At 62.5% G+C, this 17,449-nt stretch carries 17 protein-coding genes; 7 read left to right on the top strand and 10 right to left on the bottom strand.

What is annotated here, in order from left to right; translation table 11 throughout:
• The first annotated feature begins 150 nt into the window (after positions 1-150).
• On the top strand, positions 151-1,575 hold the full coding sequence (gene glnA / locus ACNQOP_RS18400; protein WP_211711292.1) for a type I glutamate--ammonia ligase: 1,425 nt from the start codon (positions 151-153) through the stop codon (positions 1,573-1,575).
• Between the two features lie 561 nt (positions 1,576-2,136).
• Here the strand turns inward: glnA (ACNQOP_RS18400) and ACNQOP_RS18395 are convergent.
• The 4 genes from ACNQOP_RS18395 to ACNQOP_RS18380 all read right to left on the bottom strand — a co-directional run bounded on the left by ACNQOP_RS18395 (position 2,137) and on the right by ACNQOP_RS18380 (position 4,364).
• The gene (locus ACNQOP_RS18395) at positions 2,137-2,418 is read right to left on the bottom strand and encodes a hypothetical protein (RefSeq protein WP_026547649.1); all 282 of its coding nucleotides are present in this window, start codon (positions 2,416-2,418) and stop codon (positions 2,137-2,139) included.
• Between the two features lie 191 nt (positions 2,419-2,609).
• Positions 2,610-2,960, bottom strand: coding sequence for a hypothetical protein (locus ACNQOP_RS18390; protein ID WP_235520459.1), 351 nt, complete (start codon positions 2,958-2,960; stop codon positions 2,610-2,612).
• A gap of 563 nt (positions 2,961-3,523) precedes the next feature.
• Positions 3,524-3,739, bottom strand: a complete 216-nt coding sequence (locus tag ACNQOP_RS18385) for an AsnC family protein (protein WP_416405380.1) — start codon at positions 3,737-3,739, stop codon at positions 3,524-3,526.
• Positions 3,740-3,794: 55 nt separating this feature from the next.
• Positions 3,795-4,364 (bottom strand): GNAT family N-acetyltransferase, encoded by a 570-nt coding sequence (locus ACNQOP_RS18380; protein WP_235520457.1) that lies wholly within the window; start codon positions 4,362-4,364, stop codon positions 3,795-3,797.
• Positions 4,365-4,424: 60 nt separating this feature from the next.
• On the opposite strand from ACNQOP_RS18380, the gene ACNQOP_RS18375 reads away from it, so the two are divergent.
• Positions 4,425-5,903, top strand: a complete 1,479-nt coding sequence (locus ACNQOP_RS18375; protein WP_416405379.1) for an arylsulfatase — start codon at positions 4,425-4,427, stop codon at positions 5,901-5,903.
• A gap of 14 nt (positions 5,904-5,917) precedes the next feature.
• Here ACNQOP_RS18375 and ACNQOP_RS18370 read toward each other — a convergent pair whose 3' ends face one another.
• Together ACNQOP_RS18370 and glnA (ACNQOP_RS18365) are read right to left on the bottom strand one after the other, a co-directional pair.
• Entirely contained in the window at positions 5,918-8,929 is a 3,012-nt protein-coding gene (locus tag ACNQOP_RS18370) for a bifunctional [glutamine synthetase] adenylyltransferase/[glutamine synthetase]-adenylyl-L-tyrosine phosphorylase (RefSeq protein WP_257371335.1), read from the bottom strand.
• A gap of 9 nt (positions 8,930-8,938) precedes the next feature.
• The gene (glnA, locus tag ACNQOP_RS18365; RefSeq protein ID WP_090825698.1) at positions 8,939-10,279 is read right to left on the bottom strand and encodes a type I glutamate--ammonia ligase; all 1,341 of its coding nucleotides are present in this window, start codon (positions 10,277-10,279) and stop codon (positions 8,939-8,941) included.
• Positions 10,280-10,471: 192 nt separating this feature from the next.
• Between glnA (ACNQOP_RS18365) and panB the strand changes: the two genes are divergently transcribed.
• Positions 10,472-11,377 carry a 3-methyl-2-oxobutanoate hydroxymethyltransferase gene (gene panB / locus ACNQOP_RS18360; protein ID WP_284987259.1) on the top strand — a complete coding sequence of 302 codons (906 nt, stop codon included), beginning with the start codon at positions 10,472-10,474 and terminating at the stop codon, positions 11,375-11,377.
• On the opposite strand, the gene ACNQOP_RS18355 is transcribed toward panB, so the two are convergent.
• Positions 11,374-11,538, bottom strand: a complete 165-nt coding sequence (locus ACNQOP_RS18355; RefSeq protein WP_235520453.1) for an SPOR domain-containing protein — start codon at positions 11,536-11,538, stop codon at positions 11,374-11,376. The genes panB and ACNQOP_RS18355 overlap by 4 nt on opposite strands.
• A gap of 108 nt (positions 11,539-11,646) precedes the next feature.
• Between ACNQOP_RS18355 and map the strand changes: the two genes are divergently transcribed.
• The 3 genes from map to ACNQOP_RS18340 all read left to right on the top strand — a co-directional run bounded on the left by map (position 11,647) and on the right by ACNQOP_RS18340 (position 14,170).
• Complete coding sequence (gene map / locus ACNQOP_RS18350) at positions 11,647-12,525, top strand: type I methionyl aminopeptidase (protein WP_235520452.1); 879 nt, start codon at positions 11,647-11,649, stop codon at positions 12,523-12,525.
• Positions 12,526-12,598: 73 nt separating this feature from the next.
• Positions 12,599-13,402 carry a polyphosphate--glucose phosphotransferase gene (ppgK, locus tag ACNQOP_RS18345; protein ID WP_416405378.1) on the top strand — a complete coding sequence of 268 codons (804 nt, stop codon included), beginning with the start codon at positions 12,599-12,601 and terminating at the stop codon, positions 13,400-13,402.
• Positions 13,403-13,408: 6 nt separating this feature from the next.
• Positions 13,409-14,170, top strand: coding sequence for an SDR family oxidoreductase (locus ACNQOP_RS18340; protein WP_416405377.1), 762 nt, complete (start codon positions 13,409-13,411; stop codon positions 14,168-14,170).
• A gap of 78 nt (positions 14,171-14,248) precedes the next feature.
• Here the strand turns inward: ACNQOP_RS18340 and nrdR are convergent, their stop codons facing one another.
• From nrdR to ACNQOP_RS18325, 3 genes are all read right to left on the bottom strand, one after another.
• Positions 14,249-14,752 (bottom strand): transcriptional regulator NrdR, encoded by a 504-nt coding sequence (nrdR, locus tag ACNQOP_RS18335; protein ID WP_235520449.1) that lies wholly within the window; start codon positions 14,750-14,752, stop codon positions 14,249-14,251.
• Between the two features lie 169 nt (positions 14,753-14,921).
• Positions 14,922-16,283 (bottom strand): histidinol dehydrogenase, encoded by a 1,362-nt coding sequence (gene hisD, locus ACNQOP_RS18330; protein WP_416405376.1) that lies wholly within the window; start codon positions 16,281-16,283, stop codon positions 14,922-14,924.
• 4 nt (positions 16,284-16,287) lie between these two features.
• On the bottom strand, positions 16,288-16,824 hold the full coding sequence (locus ACNQOP_RS18325) for a hypothetical protein (protein WP_416405375.1): 537 nt from the start codon (positions 16,822-16,824) through the stop codon (positions 16,288-16,290).
• A gap of 108 nt (positions 16,825-16,932) precedes the next feature.
• Here ACNQOP_RS18325 and ACNQOP_RS18320 point away from each other — a divergent pair, with 108 nt between their 5' ends.
• Positions 16,933-17,433: a flavin reductase family protein gene (locus ACNQOP_RS18320; protein ID WP_257371329.1), complete on the top strand. Its 501-nt coding sequence runs from the start codon at positions 16,933-16,935 to the stop codon at positions 17,431-17,433.
• The last annotated feature ends 16 nt before the right edge of the window (positions 17,434-17,449 follow it).

Below are 17,449 nucleotides of genomic sequence, written 5' to 3'. Positions count from 1 at the left end.
ATACTGACACCCCCGGGAAATCCCATCTCCCTAAGGTGGTATGAGTTGCCAGCCACCATGGCAAGGGGACACTTTTGTGCCGCCTGCCGTCGGTTTGGCTGCACCACGCGGCCTTCCGGGCCTGTTACTTGATATGCATAAGGAGCATAGATGTTCAAGACTGCGGACGAAGTCCTCAAGTTCATCAAAGAAGAAGATGTCAAGTTCGTCGATATCCGCTTCACAGACCTTCCTGGCGTCCAGCAGCACTTCAATGTGCCGGCCAAGAGCGTTGACCTCGACTTCTTCGTCAACGGTCAGCTCTTCGACGGATCTTCCATCCGCGGCTTCCAGGGCATCGCTGAGTCCGACATGCAGCTCATCCCGGATGTAACGTCTGCCTTCGTCGACACCTTCCGCATCGAGAAGACCCTCGCGTTGAACTTCTCCATCGTGAACCCCCGCACCGGCGACCCATACCACCGCGACCCTCGTGGCGTTGCTGAGAAGGCCGAAGCCTACTTGGCATCCACCGGCATCGCCGACACCGCATTCTTCGCTCCCGAAGCCGAGTTCTTCGTCTTCGACAACATCCAGTACGAGTCCTCCCCCCAGGGCAGCTTCTACAAGATCGACTCCGAGGAAGCACACTGGAACACCGGCCGTAAAGAAGAGGGCGGAAACCTCGGCTACAAGACCCCCGTCAAGGGCGGCTACTTCCCCGTTTCCCCCACTGACAAGCAGGCGGACCTCCGCGACGCCATGTGCGTTGAGCTGGACAAGGCCGGCCTTGAGGTTGAGCGCTCCCACCACGAAGTCGGTTCTGCCGGCCAGGCTGAGATCAACTACAAGTTCACCACGCTGACCGCCGCTGCCGATGACCTGCAGAAGTTCAAGTACGTCATCAAGAACACCGCTGACGCTTGGGGCAAGTCCGTCACGTTCATGCCGAAGCCTGTTTTCGGTGACAACGGCTCGGGCATGCACTGCCACCAGTCGCTGTGGAGCAACGGCGATCCGCTGTTCTACGACGAGAAGGGCTACGCAGGCCTCTCCGACACCGCGCGTTGGTACATCGGCGGCCTGCTGAAGCACTCTTCCGCCGTCCTCGCCTTCACCAACCCGACGGTTAACTCCTACCGCCGCCTGGTCAAGGGCTTCGAGGCTCCCGTGAACATGGTTTACTCGCAGGGCAACCGCTCCGCAGGTATCCGTATCCCGATCACGGGCACCAACCCCAAGGCCAAGCGCATCGAGTTCCGCGCTCCGGATCCCTCGTCCAACCCGTACCTGGCATTCGCTGCCCAGCTGATGGCCGGCATCGACGGCATCCGCAACCGCATTGAACCCCCGGCTCCCATCGACAAGGACCTCTACGAGCTCCCCGCCGAGGAAGCCAAGGACATCCCCAAGGCTCCGGGCTCCCTGGAAGAGGCTCTCGAAGCTCTTCGCGAGGACAACGAGTTCCTGCAGGCCGGCGGTGTCTTCACCCAGGACCTCATCGACACGTGGATCGACTACAAGTACGAGAATGAGATTCGCCCGCTGTCGCTGCGCCCGAATCCGTACGAGTTCGAGCTCTACTACGGCGTCTAGCTGGATCATGCGGCTGAAACGGGTATAGTCCGCAGACAGCCCGCAAGAATCAAGACACAGGAAAGGCCGGCCCCAAGTTTCACTACTTGAGGCCGGCCTTTTTGGCGCGATCCTTCTACAGACGGGCGTTCCAAGCTTTAGCTCGGATGGGCGGCTCTTTCGAACGATTAAGCCTTCGTCCCCGGGGAGTACCTTCCCCTGATCCCGCTCGGTTTGATCCTCAACGTTGAGCTCCCAGGCGTCGCCCGGCGAGCAGTGAGCAGTAGCACCAACGCCGTACGACTTGTCAGATGCATCAAGTATCGAACTCAGCCCGAAGTCCAGGGCCTCCCTCTGCGAAGACGGTCGAGTGTGTCGTTGGATTCACGTTGCGTACGGTCATGCCTTGTCCGACATTGTCGTGCTTGGCTCATTCTCAGCGCATGCGGTTATTGACATTCCCATCAAAAGCACAGCTGCCGCGGCCGTGAAGAATTGGCCGCAACGGCCACTACCTGCTCCCCCAATAAAAACTCTACGAACTGGACAAGAAGGACTGCGGAGCCTTCCCACCTTAGACAGCTACGCGCCGCCGCCAGCCGAGAAAATATCCTGCGAAATCTTCTGCAACTGACCCCGCAACTGCTCCAACTCCTCCTTGGCCTTATCCAACGCAGCCTTCGTCTCCGGCCACGTCGAACCACGAAACTCAGCAGCCAACGGACCATCCCACACATTCGGATCCGACAACACACGACCCTGCGCATCCAACGCCGAAATCTGATCCGTAAAACCACCAGTAATAATCGACTGCACCTGACCAATAGCAGCCTTGGCCTGCTCAGTAGACAACACACGCGACATAGAAACCCCCAAAGTGAAAAGTAAACCGGCAGCGGCAACACCACCGGGCTGGACATGCCCGACACTACCAATACCGAACCATTAAATCCAACAACTGGGGAAATTGCTCGCCCCTGGTGCACGCATGCCGCAGAAGAAGGCCGGGACCAGTCTGAAAGGACTGGCCCTGGCCTTCTCCGTATATGCAAGTACTACTCGGACTTTTCGTGCTCACGTTCGCGGATGTTCCGGGTGATTTCGTCGAGTTTGTCCTTGACGAAACTGGCGGCGTCCGTCAAACCTTTTTCAGCGCTGCCGAGCGGGTCCAGCTGCAGGTAGACCTGCTTGTCGATGGGCAGGTCGTATTCGTCCTTCAGATGGGTGCCGCCACCAACGCCATTGAGGGACAGGTAGACCAGCGCCTCGGTCCGGGCGATGCCTGCGATCGTCCCGAAGACAACAGTGAAGTCGTTGGGCTGAAAGCTCACGGACTGACCGACGTGGCGCCGGTCCAGCTCCCCGGCGGTGATCGCCTTTTCGGTAGGACTTCCGTTGTATTCCATGTACTTCCCCTATGCGTCGAGATCAGTGACAGAAGAAGTCTATAAGGTTACTTAGCGTCAGGCATCCCACATCAGTGCTTTGTGGTAGGGGCTTGTCCTGGCTGCTCTGGGGCTGCGCAGTCTGCACAGAACACCCGGTCTGTTTCTTCACCGCAGCACTGGCAGCGATGGAGCAGGGCCGCTGATTCGATCACATAGGCTGTCATAGGGACCATGCTGCCCGCCTGCGCCCCTTCGGGACACGAGTAGTGTGTACTCGTTTTTTCGTTACGGCTGGCCGCGACTACTTGGATTCGAACAACCGGAGCCCCTGGCCTCCCGGCACACTGCCGGCGCCGGCCCCCTCGCCACCAGTGCTTGCCTCGGCGTCGGCAAAGGTTGCGAAACACCGCCGGCAAGCAAATGTCCCGCCCGGACTGTGGCGCGACGCCCAGTGCGGCCCCGCCTGCTTGCAGCGAAAGCAGCACGAGTCGGAGAAGGCAGCCCCCTCAGCATCCAGCATCACTGTCACGGAAGAAGTCTAGGTGACACGGCGGGTCCAGGGACAGGCCACTGAAGCCCGCCTACTGCTTTCCGTACTTCTTGTGCACAGCCTGCTTGCTGACGCCCAGGCAGAGGGCTATCGCTTCCCACGACAACCCCGCTTGCCGGGCAGAACGAACCACCGAGGCCTCGGTACGGCCCACTTCCTTCTGCAACTCCGCCACGGCGTAGAGTGCCTCCGCCGGCCCCATTCCGTCCATCGATCCCACAAGCGTCTTCATTCGATCCACCTCCATGCCGTCAACCATAGTTGACGGAGGCGGAAGTCGTCAATCAACGTTGACGCCCCCGTTAGCCCAATTCCCTGTACATGGTCCGCTGCGGACCGGCGGTGCCCCCGAGGTATTGCCCGGTGTCCACGAAGCCCGCCTTGCCATACGCGGCAAGCCCCGCCGGGTTGCGCTCGTTGACGGAAAGTACGACGCCGGCCTGGCCGCCACCCAGCCTTGCCGTCAGCTTTCGCGCCTCCTCCACCGCGGCGCGCGCGGCCAGGGAGCCCAGGCCGCGCCCTTGGCTCCGCGAGTCGATAAGGAAGCCCCTCAATAGCCACGCAGACTCATCGCCTGCCCAGCCAGCGAGGCTCGCCGCCCCGGATTGAAGCGTCAGCACGCCCACTGCCGCTCCCCCGGATTCGATCACGTAAGGAAACCGGGAATCTTCTTCCAGGCCAATCAGCATCATGCGCAGCGGATCGCCCACGAAGCTGCGCTGTGAGTCGTCGACCGACATCGCAGCCACCGCGCCCAACTGAATGGCGCGGGAGTCGTCGTCGAGCATTTTGAGGGGAATCAACCACACATCACCCAGCCAGTCCTGATCGCTGCCGATTGAAATCTGTTCCTTGGAGTCATCTTCGAGCATTTTCGTCTTTTCTCCCCGTAGGGTTATCCCAACAGTGTCCAGCAACGGAGGCATCGCGTCGTGAACCAGCCCAACGTCATCCTGATCTGCGTCGACGAGTGGCGGGGCGACTGCCTGTCCGCGGATGGGCACCCCTACGTGGAAACTCCGCACCTGGACGAATTGGCCAGGCACGGCGTTCGCTTCACCAAAGGCTATTCTGCTACCCCGTCGTGCGTTCCCGCTCGCGCAGCCCTGTTCACGGGACAGTCACAGGAACGGCATGGCCGGGTTGGCTACAACGACGGCGTACCTTTCCACGCCGTCCACCCGGTGACCGTACAGGATGAGTTCCGGAAAGGCGGTTATCACACGCAGGCCATAGGCAAGATGCACGTGTGGCCCGAACGTTCCAGACTCGGTTTCGACGACGTCATCCTGCATGACGGATACCTTCACCACGCCCGTCAGGAACACCGACAACAGTTCGGCATGTTCGACGACTACGTCCCCTGGCTCCGAAGGCAACCCGGCATGGGCCCCGACGCCGAGTACTTCGACCACGGCGTCAACTGCAATTCGATTGTCGCCCGGCCGTGGGACAAGGCAGAGAATCTGCATCCCACCCACTGGATCGGCACGCAGGCCATCGAATGGCTGCACCGGCGGGACCCCGTCAAGCCCTTCTTCCTCTACCTTTCGTTCCATCGGCCGCATCCGCCGTACGACCCGCCGTCGTGGGCCTTTGAGCAGTACCTCAACCTTCCCCCCTATGAAGCCGTCACGGGTAACTGGGAACATCATTGGGACGAGCACCGCCAGGACGGGGACTATCAGGCCAGCTACGGCAAGATTCCCGACCACGTGGTGCACCGGGCACGAGCGGGATATTACGGGCTGATGGCCCAGATCGACCTGCAGATCAACCGGATCAAGGAGTCGCTGGCTGACTTCGGGTTGCTGGAGAACACTGTCATTGCATTCACCAGCGACCACGGCGAAATGATGGGTGACCACCACATGTTCCGTAAGGCAGTTCCGTACGAGGGTTCCGCCCGGGTGCCTTTCATCATCGCCGAATCCCCTGCTGCGGAAACCGCTGCGCGTGGGATAGTCGTGGAGCACGTGGTGGAACTCCGGGACATCATGCCCACGCTGCTGGACCTCGCCGGACTGCCGATCCCGGACTCCGTCGACGGCAAGTCACTGGCGTCGATCGTCCGCGGCGAAAGCAGCCACGCTGTCCGCGACATCCTGCACGGCGAGCACGTGTATTGGGGACAGAACCTGCACTGGCTGACGGACGGCCACCATAAATACATCTGGGGTTCCGGCCAGGGAACGGAAGAACTATTCAACCTCGACGCCGATCCCCAGGAGCGCTTCAACCTCGCCGATGACACCGCCAACCAGGGAGAACTGCAGCTGTGGCGCGAACGCATGGTGGAGACGCTGCGTGACCGCGAAGAGGGCTACGTCGTTAATGGCAAGCTGACGCCTGGAGCCCCAGTGGTGGCCATGTTGCGGCATGCAAGGGAGAAGGCAGCGGCGTGCCGGTGAAAAGGCCGGCAGAGCTAGTTGCCGTAGAACCGTCTTTCGAACACTCCCCTGGCACGACGACTGAGCCGTAGGTAATCCTCCTCGAACTGCCCCGCGTTACCGGGTGCGTACCCACACCAGCGTGCTGCCGCTTCCAAGTCCTTACGCGAGGACGGAAGGAGGTCCGAAGCCCGGCCTGTCACGATGACGTTCGCGGAACGGATTCGGCTGGCAAGCTGCCATGCCTCCCGCAACAGCGCGGCGTCGTCCCCGTCGATGAGATCAAGTTTTTCGGCGGCCGCCAGTGCCTCCACGGTTGAACTGGTCCGGAGCTCCGGGTGTTTTCCGGCATGCTGGAGCTGAATCAGCTGCACCAACCACTCAACGTCGCTCAGCCCACCACGGCCCAGCTTCACATGCCGCGCCGGATCAGCACCGCGAGGCAACCGTTCGGACTCCACACGTGCCTTGACACGGCGAATCTCCCGAACATCTTGCTCGGCAAGTTCCTCCGGGTAACGGATGGGATCGATGAGCTTGACGAAATCTGCGGCGAGCTCATCCGAGCCTGCCATGGGGCGGGCGCGCAACAGCGCCTGGGCCTCCCAGATCAGCGACCACCGGCGATAATACTCTGCATACGAGTCCAGCGAACGCACCATGGCACCGTTCTTGCCCTCGGGCCGGAGATCGGCGTCCACCATCAGGACCCGCTCCGCCATGATGGCCGGCTTGAGCGGCTGGGTGAGGAAACTGGAGATCTTGGCGACAATCGTCGTCGCCTGTTCCTGGGCCTCCGCATCACTGAAACCGGGGCGGGCACGGTGGACGTACATAACATCCGCGTCTGAGCCGTAACCGATCTCGCGTCCGCCTTGCCGACCCATCGCGACCACCAGGACATCAGTCTTCAACGGACCCTCCGCCGCCACCACCGATTCCGCAACATGCAAAGCACCAAGGACGGCTGCCCGGTCCGTCTCGGCCAGAGCGAGCCCGACGGCGTCCTGATCCAGCAACCCGGCACTGTCCGCAATGGCGGTCCGCAGGATTTCCCGACGCCGGATCAACCGGATGAGCCGCATGGCGCTTTCAGGGTCGGGGTGGCGGGAGAGCTTGGACTGGATTTCCTGCCATTGCGCCTCAAACCGGATTGGCGCAAGTTCCTTGTCGCTGCCGAGCCACGCCACGGACTCCGGTGACACCTCCAACAGGTCCGAAATCAGCCGGGAGTTAGCCAGGACCTGGCACAGCCGCTCGGCGGCCGCCTGGGAATCGCGAAGCAACCCCAAATACCAGTGCGTGGTTCCAAGGGCCTCGCTGACACGACGAAAGGCGAGTAGTCCGGCGTCGGGATCCACTCCTTCGGCCAGCCATCCGAGAAGGATGGGAAGCAGCTGGCGCTGCAGCGCCGCGCGCCTGCTGACTCCTGCGGTAAGCGCCTCGATGTGCCGCATCGCCCCTTGGGGATCCAGGTAACCGAGTGCGGCGAGGCGGCCCTGGGCTGCCTCAGGACTGAGCCTGGCGTCCTCGCTGCTCAGCTTCGCCGCGGTATTGAGCAGCGGCCGGTAGAAGATCCTTTCGTGCAACTCGCGGACCGATTTCTTGGTCTTCTGCCACGTCCCCATCAACTGGTCGGGATGCGGGCGCTCAAGCGAGAATGGCCCCAGGACAGCCTTGGCAAGGAAACGCTGGGCGTCTTCAGTGGCCGGCATCAGGTGGGTCCTGCGCAACTGGAACAACTGGATGCGGTGTTCGAGCAGGCGGAGGTACCGGTAGGCGTTGTCGAAGGCAGCGGCGTCGGCGCGGCCGATGTAGCCTCCGGCGGACAGTGCGGCGATGGCGGAGGTGGTGTCCCTGCAGCGCAGGGATTCATCGGACTTTCCGTGGACCAGCTGCAACAATTGCACGGTGAATTCGACATCCCGGAGTCCGCCGCGTCCCAGTTTGATCTGGCGTTGTTCCTCTGCCGCTGGAATGTAGTCGGTCACCCGGCGGCGCATAGCCTGCACGGATTCAACAAAGCCGTCACGCCCCGCGGAGGACCACACCAGTGGCTCTACGGCTTTCTCGTAACGCTGGCCAAGTTCACGGTCCCCGGCGATGGTACGGGCCTTGAGGAGTGCTTGGAATTCCCAGCTTTCGGCCCACCGCGCGTAGTAGCTCAAGTGCGATGGCAGCGTGCGGACCAGGGGCCCTGATTTGCCTTCCGGCCGCAGGTTGGCATCGACTTCCCACAGCCCGGGCTCGGGAGCGGACGATGAGATGGCCCGGGAGATCCCTGACGCCAGGGCCGTACCGATGGTTGAGGCCCGCGCGTCGTCGAGCTCTCCTGATTCAACGACGTAAATGACGTCGACGTCGGAAATATAGTTCAGCTCGCGGGCACCGCATTTGCCCATCCCAATGACCGCAAGTCCGACGTCGGCAATCTCCGCCGGGTCATACTGGCCTGCCGCTTCGGCCCGGGATACAGCCAGCGCCGCCTCGATCGCGGCACCAGCGAGATCCGCCAGCTCGGCACCGGCCGATGGCATGAAATCCTGTGGCGAGGCAGCACAGAGGTCCTTGATGGCAAGCTCTGTCAGCCCCCGCCGATACGCTGTGCGCAAAGCTGCGTAAGCCGGCATCCCGGTGATTCCAGCAATCGGACGCTGGGCACCGGGTTCGGCTTTGACCGAGCGCAGAAGCATTGTCCGGAGATTTTCGCTGGAGGCCTGAAGGGGCTCCGGGCTGATGCGGACATCAAACACATCCAAGTGCTCAGGGTGCCGGATGAGGAACTCCCCCAGAGCTTCCGAGGCGCCCAGAAGCCGGTACATGGGCTCACTGGCATCCTGGTGTGCTGCGGCCAGCTTTTTCAGTCCGGGATTCTTCTCAATGAGCCTGACCAGCGATTGGAGTGCCGTGTCCGGGCTGGCCGCCATGGCAAGCCCGACAAACAGCGCGTCCTCGTCAATCCCTTCAAGTTCCGGGGCAGCGAGGAAGCGTTCGCCCTTTTCGAGATCACTGAATCCGGCTGAGATGAGCCGACGTGCGAGGCTCATTGGCCCCGCCTACAGAATGCCGAGGTTGCGCTGCAACTCGTACGGCGTCACCTGGAGGCGGTAGTCCTGCCATTCCGCACGCTTGTTGCGCAGGAAGTGCTCAAACACCTGCTCGCCAAGGATCTCGGCCACCAGCTCGGACTCTTCCATGGCGCGGATGGCATCGTGGAGGCTGGCCGGCAGCGGTGCGTGGCCCATGGCTTTGCGCTCGGCCGTGGTCAGCGACCAGATGTCATCTTCGGCCGCGGCGGGAAGCTCATAGCCTTCCTCGATCCCCTTCAGGCCGGCGCCCAACAGGACGGCGTAGGCCAGGTAAGGGTTGGTGGCTGAATCGATGCCGCGGTACTCGATGCGTGCAGACTGGCCCTTGCCGGGCTTGTAGAGCGGCACGCGCACCAGGGCAGAACGGTTGTTGTGGCCCCAGCTCAGGTAGCTTGGTGCCTCGCCGCCGCCCCAAAGGCGCTTGTAGGAGTTCACGAACTGGTTGGTCACAGCCGTGAATTCGGGTGCGTGCTTGAGGATGCCGGCAATGAACTGGCGCGCCGTCTTGGACAGCTGGAACTCCGCCCCGGCCTCGAAGAAGGCGTTGGTGTCGCCTTCGAACAAGGAGAAGTGCGTGTGCATGCCGGAGCCCGGGTGGTCGGTAAACGGCTTGGGCATGAAGGTGGCGTATGTCCCCTGCTGCAGGGCGACCTCTTTGATCACGGTGCGGAACGTCATGATGTTATCCGCGGTTTGAAGCGCATCCGCATAGCGGAGGTCGATTTCATTCTGTCCCGGTCCGCCTTCGTGGTGGCTGAACTCCACTGAGATGCCAACCGACTCGAGCATGGTGACCGCAGTGCGTCGGAAGTCCTGCGCTACGCCGCCGGGAACGTGGTCGAAGTACCCGCCTTCGTCCACGGGGACCGGCGATCCGTCAGGACCGAGGTCCTTGGACTTCAGCAGGTAAAACTCAATTTCCGGATGGGTGTAGCAGGTGAAACCCATGTCCGCGGCTTTGGCCAGGGTCCTCTTGAGGACGTTGCGGGGATCGGCAGCCGAGGGCTCGCCGTCCGGCGTCAGGATGTCGCAGAACATCCTGGACGTCTGCTCGGTTTCACCGCGCCACGGAAGAATCTGGAAGGTCGACGGGTCAGGCTGCGCGAGCATGTCGGACTCGAACACGCGGGCCAGGCCCTCGATGGCTGAACCATCAAAGCCAAGGCCCTCCTCGAAGGCACCTTCCACTTCAGCCGGCGCCAGCGCAACAGACTTAAGCGAACCTACGACGTCGGTGAACCACAAGCGTACGAAGCGCACGTCACGCTCTTCGATTGTCCGCAGAACGAACTCTTGCTGGCGGTCCATAGGGCCTCTTTTCCGATTCGGTGTCCATGCCGCTGGTTTCACTTGGAGTGAAGCCACGGCAGCTCAGCCTTCACTCTACTAAGAGTTCCGTGCTAATGCCGCAGCAGTAGCTGCGCGTAACACAGCGTTTACACAAGGTGACGCCGGGGCACAGTGGTGGCAGGCGTCGTCGGCACGGCTTAGGCTCTATCCATGGCCCCGAGCAACCTTCCTGAGTCCAACACGCCCGCCGAAGTTCCCGCCCCCTACGGCAACGGCCCCTCGGCAGCGGCACAGCAGCCGTCGGCATCCGGGAGGAAGCCCGCGGGCAGGGTCCGGATCCACCACCTTCAGCAGGCCAAGGACAACGGCGAGCACTTCGCCATGCTCACCGCCTATGAGCAGTACACCGCCGAGATTTTTGACCAGGCCGGCATCGAGGTCCTCCTGGTGGGTGACTCTGCATCCAACAACGTCTTCGGCAACGAGACCAGCCTTCCTGTCACCGTCGATGAACTCCTGCCGTTGTGCCGTGCCGTTGCCAGGTCGGCCAAGCGCGCTCTCGTCGTCGCCGACCTTCCGTTCGGAAGCTACGAGGTTTCAGCTGAGCAGGCGGTCGCCACAGGCGTCAGGTTCCTCAAGGAAGGCCTCGCGCACGCCGTCAAGATCGAGGGCACTGCCTACTACGCGGACACCGTGAAGGCAATGGTCCAGGCGGGCATCCCCGTCATGGCCCACATCGGGTTCACACCCCAAAGCGAGCACTCCCTGGGTGGTTACCGGGTCCAGGGCCGCGGGGACGACGCCAAGCGCCTGGTCGATGACGCCGTGGCCCTCCAGGACGCGGGCGCCTTCAGCGTCCTCATGGAGATGGTCCCGGCGGACACCGCGGCAACCGTGGACGCTGCCCTTCGGGTTCCCACTGTCGGCATCGGAGCGGGCAAGAGCACAACAGGCCAAGTACTCGTCTGGCAGGACATGGCAGGCCTGCGGGGCGGAAAGATGGCCAAGTTCGTCAAGCAGTACGCGGACCTTCGCACCACATTGAGCGATGCCGCAGCAGCGTACGCGGAGGACGTCCGGTCCGGGCAGTTCCCCGGACCGGAACACTCCTTCTAGTCCTCGTCCTGGGCGTCCCAGGCGTCATTGCGCGCTTTGACCTTCTCCAGGGCGTGCTCGGCTTCTTCCCTGGTCTTATAGGGGCCAATCAGCTGGGTCCAGTCGGACATTGCGTCCTCTTCGATCTCGTGCGTCTTGACGTTGTACCAGTACTCGGTCACGTCTCCTCCTCGGTCCTCGGGCTATTGGACGCGTAACGTTGGCGGGGTCACAGGAACCCAATCACATTTTGTTACTTGCGTCTCTTGCGTGCCTTATATGATCAATCTATGCCTTCTCTAGCTTCGACTGCACCCATTGGCGCCCTCACCCCGGGAACCATCAGCCCCGAACGACCCGTCCCGGCGTCGATCCCCCGGCCCGAGTATGTCGGCAAGAAGGCACCTGCCAAGTTCACGGGCTCCGAAGTGAAGTCTGCCGAGACCATCGAGAAGATCCGGATTGCCGGCAAGATCGCGGCACAGGCGATTGTGGAAGTTGGCAAGCACATCCAACCCGGAGTGACCACCGACCACTTGGACAAGGTCGGGCATGAGTTCCTGCTGGACCACAATGCCTACCCCTCAACCCTCGGCTACCGGGGCTTCCCCAAGTCGCTGTGTTCCTCACTCAATGAGGTCATCTGCCACGGCATCCCGGATTCCACGGTGGTGCAGGACGGCGACATCCTGAACATCGACATCACGGCCTTCATAGGCGGAGTCCATGGTGACACCAATTACACATTCCTGGTTGGCGACGTGGACGAAGAATCCCGCCTGCTGGTTGAGCGCACGCAGGAGTCGCTCAACCGGGCCATCAAAGCTGTGGCCCCGGGCCGCGAGATCAACGTCATCGGCAGGGCCATCCAGTCCTACGCAAAACGCTTCGGCTATGGCGTTGTACGCGACTTCACTGGCCACGGCGTGGGTGAGGCGTTCCATACCGGCCTCATCATCCCCCACTACGACGCAGCCCCGGCGTACAACACCGTGATCGAGGCAGGCATGGTCTTCACCATCGAACCCATGCTGACCCTTGGCACCATCGAATGGGATATGTGGGCCGACGACTGGACGGTCGTCACCAAGGACCACAAGCGCACGGCCCAATTCGAACACACCCTGCTGGTCACAGAGACCGGCGCGGAAATCCTGACCCTTCCCTGAGCCCCTCCGGAAGGTCCCAGCAGCCCGGGAGGCTGCGCCATGCCCATCCCCTCCTGCCACGATCGGAAATGCATTGTCCAAGAAGGATGAGAAGACCCACAAGAACGCCCCGCTGATCGGAATCGACATCGGCGGCACCGGCATCAAGGGCGGCATCGTCGACCTGAAGAAGGGCAAGCTGATAGGTGACAGATTCCGGGTCCCCACTCCGCAGCCCGCAACGCCCGAGGCCGTCGCCGACGTCGTCGCCCAGATCGTTGAAGAACTGTCCAGCCGTCCCGACGCACCTGCAGCCGATTCCCCGGTGGGCGTGACATTCCCGGGCATCATCCAGCATGGCGTGGTCCACTCAGCGGCCAACGTCGACAAGACCTGGCTCAATACCGACATCGATGCCGCTTTCACCAAGCGCCTGGGACGCCCCGTTGAGGTGATCAACGACGCCGACGCCGCCGGCCTTGCCGAGGCCCGTTACGGCGCAGGCGAAGGCGTGGATGGAACAGTCCTGGTGATCACCCTGGGCACCGGGATTGGATCTGCTTTCATCTTCAACGGCCAGCTGGTCCCCAACGCCGAACTGGGTCACCTCGAGGTGGACGGGTTCGACGCCGAAACCAAGGCATCGGCTGTTGCACGCGAACGCGACGGCCTGAGCTGGGACGAATACGGTGTCCTGCTGAACCGCTACCTGCAGCACGTGGAGTTCCTGTTCTCCCCTGAGCTCTTCATCGTGGGTGGCGGCATCTCCAAGCGCTCCGACGAATACTTCCCGCACCTGCAGTTGCGCACCAGGATCGTGACTGCCAAATTGAAAAACGACGCCGGCATTGTTGGCGCTGCGCTTGAGGTGGCTTTGCACCACAAACTCGCCAAGTAGGGTCGAATGCCCGAAAAGTCAGGGAACGGCGTCGCGATTGTCAGCGGTGCCAGCCGTGGCATCGGCGCAGCAGTCGCCCATGCCGCGGCAACGGCCGGTTATGGCGTTGTGGTCAATTACTCAGCTGATGCCGACGGCGCCCACGCTGTTGTCCGTCGCATCATTTCCCAAGGCGGCCGCGCACTGGCCGTACAAGCCGACGTCAGCCAACCGGCCGACGTCGTTCGCTTGTTTGACCAAGCCGTGACCTGGGGCACGGTGACCGCGGTCATCAACAACGCTGCCATCACCGGCGACCAGATCGGCACCCTGGTGGAGGTGCCTGCCGAGAAGGTACAGCGGGTTGTCGACGTCAACGTCACGGGCATGATTTTCATGTGCCAGGAGGCTGTGCGGAGGCTGTCCACGGATCATGGCGGCAGCGGTGGGAACATCGTCAACATCTCCTCAACAGCCACTAAAGCCGGCTCGCCCGGCACCTGGGTGCACTACGCCGCAACCAAAGGGGCGGTGGATGTCCTGACGGTGGGTTTGGCATCCGAAGTGGCCAAGGAGGGAATCCGGGTCAACGCAGTGGCTCCCGGCAGCACCAACACTGGGCTCCATGCGGCAGCAGGTATGCCGGACCGTGTGGAGAGGCTGAATCCAACCATTCCCATGGGTCGCGGTGCCGAACCCGAGGAAGTCGCTGCCGCAGTGATGTGGCTGATGTCCAGCGAAGCCGGCTACATCACGGGGGCCGTTCTTCCGGTTTCGGGCGGGCGATAGACCGGCCCTTTGCCACGCGACGATCGCTGCTTGGTGCCGGTGGCGGCTGCGGCTTCCCCTCCGCTGCCGCCACCGGAGCTAGAGTTGGCTCTTCTCGGAGCCTTTGGCTTGCTTGGTGCCCGCCTTGGCGTGGGCCTCGGCCTCGTGGCGGAGCAAGGAAATGGCAGATTCGAAGTCCTCCAAGGACTCGAATGCCTGGTAAACGCTGGCAAAGCGCAGGTACGCTACTTCGTCCAGATTCCGCAGCGGTCCGAGAATCGCCAGGCCAACCTCGTGGGCATCGATCTCGGCTGCGCCCGACGAACGGATGTTCTCTTCGACTTCCTGTGCCAGCATGGCGAGATCATCCTCAGTGACCGGACGCCCTTGGCATGCCTTGCGGACGCCACTGATGACCTTGATGCGGCTGAAGGGCTCGCCCACGCCGGATCGCTTGATGACGGAGAGGCTGGTAGTTTCCACGGTCGTGAAACGGCGGCCGCATTCCGGGCACTGGCGCCGCCTGCGAATGGAAGAGCCGTCGTCAGCCATTCGACTGTCAACAACACGGGAGTCAGGATTCCGGCAGAACGGACAATACACGCTGGGCCTCCCCTGACAGCTCCGGCACGGGACTTGCCGGCAGGCCGCCGGATACGCAAAGGTGCCGGAAGATAACTTCCGGCACCAGTTTACGGTCCATCACACGGTAATGACAAGCGTGTAACTACTACATGTAGTGGTAGGGACCCTTATATGTAGTGGTTTAGGGTCAGGCGAACCGGATTCGTACGGCGTCGCCGTGGCCCGGCAGGTCCTCCGCGCCCGACAAGCTGACGATGTGGGTGCTGACCTGCTGCAGGGCGTCGCGGTCATAGTTGATGACCTGGACTGCGCGCAGGAAGGTGGTGACGTTCAATCCGGACGAGAAAGCGGCGGTGCCGCTGGTGGGCAGAACATGGTTGGAGCCGGCACAGTAGTCACCCAGGCTGACTGGGCTGTACTCACCGACGAAAATGGCCCCGGCGTTCCGTATCCGGGACGCGACCGAAGCTGCGTCCGCAGTCATGATTTCCAGGTGCTCGGCCGCGTAGGCGTTGCATACGGCGATCCCCTGGTCCAGGTCATCGACCAAGACCACCCCGGACTGCGGTCCGGACAGCGCCTCAAGAACCCGGGCACTGTGCTTAGTGGCAGCAGCCTGCCGTGCAAGCTCACGCACGACGGCGTCGGCCAGGTCCGCGGAGTCCGTCACCAATACAGAAGCTGCTTTGGGATCGTGCTCGGCCTGGCTGATCAGATCGGCAGCTACAAGGGGTGCCTGTGCCGTGGCATCGGCAAGGACCGCAATCTCAGTGGTCCCGGCTTCAGAGTCGATGCCCACAACGCCCTTAACCAGCCGCTTGGCGGTGGCCACGAAAATATTGCCGGGGCCGGTCACAACATCGACAGGTTCGATCGGCTGTTCTTCACCGGTTCCCGGAATGCCATAGGCAAACGACACAATTGCCTGCGCGCCACCAATGGCATAGACCTCATCAATGCCCAGGAGCTTGGCTGCCGCCAGGATGGTGGGGTGCGGCAGGCCACCAAAGTCCTTCTGCGGAGGCGAAGCCAAAGCGATGGACCCGACGCCGGCAGCCACAGCCGGTACCACATTCATGATCACGGATGACGCCAAAGGAGCCAGGCCGCCAGGGACATACAGCCCAACACGGCCCACGGGAATCCAGTTCTGGCTGACCACTGCACCGTCGCCCAACGAAACGTCCACATTGGCGGGCCGCTGCCGGTCGGCAAACTGGCGCGCCCGACTGATCGATTCTTCCAAGGCCGCACGGACCTCGGGGTCGAGCTCTTCCAGCGCCCGCGTCAGTGCTTCGGCCGGCACCCGGGGGTGGGACTGTTCCACGCCGTCGAACGTCCTGGCCAGCTCGCCCAGGGCAGCGAAGCCCTTGCTGCGTACGGCAGAGATGATGTCCTGGACCTTTTGCTCGGCGTCGGCCATCGTCTGATGGCGTGCCCTGGGAACGGCTTCACGCAGTTCGGCAAGCGAAAGGTGGCGGCCCCGGAAGTCGATCGTGCGGAAATCGAGGGCAGCTGCTGGGGCGGAAGTATCCGGGGAAGTGGTCACCCGGCTATTTTACGGGCTTCTTCGAAAGAACCCCGAACAGCGCCAGGACAAACGTCATGAAGGCCAAAGCTGCTGGCCACAAGACCAGTACTGCATAGGAGCGCAGCGTGAAACCGTACCCTGCACCGAGGGCCGGGTCCGGGGCCTGGCTCCACAAATGACCGGCCAGCAGGCCAACCAGCCAGGCGATCACTGCGCCCACCGCCCCGCCGAGCAGCGCGAAAGCCAGCCGACGCGGCGCATCGGTGCCCTGCAGCTTTCCGTCCAGGGCAAGCCCGGTTGCACACCCTGCGAGGAGCACCAGGGCGGCGAGCACCAAGTCCCGCGGAAGCCACGACTCCGGGTCCGCGGGATTGGACAGGTCCGGGTTGCCCGAAAGGAGGTTGAGCCCACCCGGGGCCAAGAGCCACCAGAGCACGCCCAGGACCACGCCCAAAGCTGCGGGAAAGGCCACCCAAAAAAGTACGTCCTTCAACTGCCGCGGACTACGGGCCGGAGCCGGTTCGGAAACGGAAGGAAGGCTCACACTGGGCTCGGTCATGCAACCCACATTAACAAAGGTTCACGCTGGCCCCGCAAAAGACGGGGGTGGCGCACCCGGGGAATACCCTGAGAGAAAGAAACACAACCAGTCCAGGAGAACAACAACGTGGCAAGCGAAGAACCCGGCTTCGAGCAGACCTTCAGGGAGATGTTCCGCCGGCATGCAGCAGGGGTGGCCATTATTACCGCCAACCTCAACGGCAATCCGTTCGGTTTCACCGCCACCTCAGTGGCATCCCTGTCCGCCGAACCGCCGCGCTTCACTTTCAACATGGCCCGGAGTTCCAGTTCCTGGCCAGCAGTGGCCAACGCCGAATACATCGGCGTGCACATGCTCGGGCTTGAAAACCAAGCTTTGGCCAATCGCTTCGCCCGGACCCGCGACCGTTTCGAAGGCGACCACTGGGAGCCCGGCCCACACGACGTGCCGATCCTCAAGGACGTCAGCGGCTGGCTCGTGGGAAAGATCCAAATGCGCTTGTCGTTCGAAAACAACGCGGTGGTGGTGGTTGAGGTCGTCGACGGCCAGGTAGGCGACGACGGCACTCCCCTGCTGTATCACAGCGGCACGTACAGCAAGCCGGCGCCGCTCGATTACGAGATCTGAGCCCTCCCGGGCCCGC

Origin of the sequence: Arthrobacter sp. LFS091, assembly GCF_047977885.1 — a bacterium.
Lineage (GTDB): Bacteria > Actinomycetota > Actinomycetes > Actinomycetales > Micrococcaceae > Arthrobacter.
This window is presented reverse-complemented; position numbering and strand designations above follow the sequence as displayed.

Coding starts and splice junctions, on each gene's coding strand:
- ACNQOP_RS18380 (WP_235520457.1), bottom strand. CDS start 4,364: ATGCTCGAAGATGACTCCAAGGAACAGATTTCAATCGGCAGCGATCAG.
- ACNQOP_RS18325 (WP_416405375.1), bottom strand. CDS start 16,824: ATGACCGAGCCCAGTGTGAGCCTTCCTTCCGTTTCCGAACCGGCTCCG.
- ACNQOP_RS18390 (WP_235520459.1), bottom strand. CDS start 2,960: ATGGAATACAACGGAAGTCCTACCGAAAAGGCGATCACCGCCGGGGAG.
- map (WP_235520452.1), top strand. CDS start 11,647: ATGCCTTCTCTAGCTTCGACTGCACCCATTGGCGCCCTCACCCCGGGA.
- glnA (WP_090825698.1), bottom strand. CDS start 10,279: ATGGACCGCCAGCAAGAGTTCGTTCTGCGGACAATCGAAGAGCGTGAC.
- ACNQOP_RS18340 (WP_416405377.1), top strand. CDS start 13,409: ATGCCCGAAAAGTCAGGGAACGGCGTCGCGATTGTCAGCGGTGCCAGC.
- ACNQOP_RS18395 (WP_026547649.1), bottom strand. CDS start 2,418: ATGTCGCGTGTGTTGTCTACTGAGCAGGCCAAGGCTGCTATTGGTCAG.
- glnA (WP_211711292.1), top strand. CDS start 151: ATGTTCAAGACTGCGGACGAAGTCCTCAAGTTCATCAAAGAAGAAGAT.
- ACNQOP_RS18385 (WP_416405380.1), bottom strand. CDS start 3,739: ATGGAGGTGGATCGAATGAAGACGCTTGTGGGATCGATGGACGGAATG.
- panB (WP_284987259.1), top strand. CDS start 10,472: ATGGCCCCGAGCAACCTTCCTGAGTCCAACACGCCCGCCGAAGTTCCC.
- ACNQOP_RS18370 (WP_257371335.1), bottom strand. CDS start 8,929: ATGAGCCTCGCACGTCGGCTCATCTCAGCCGGATTCAGTGATCTCGAA.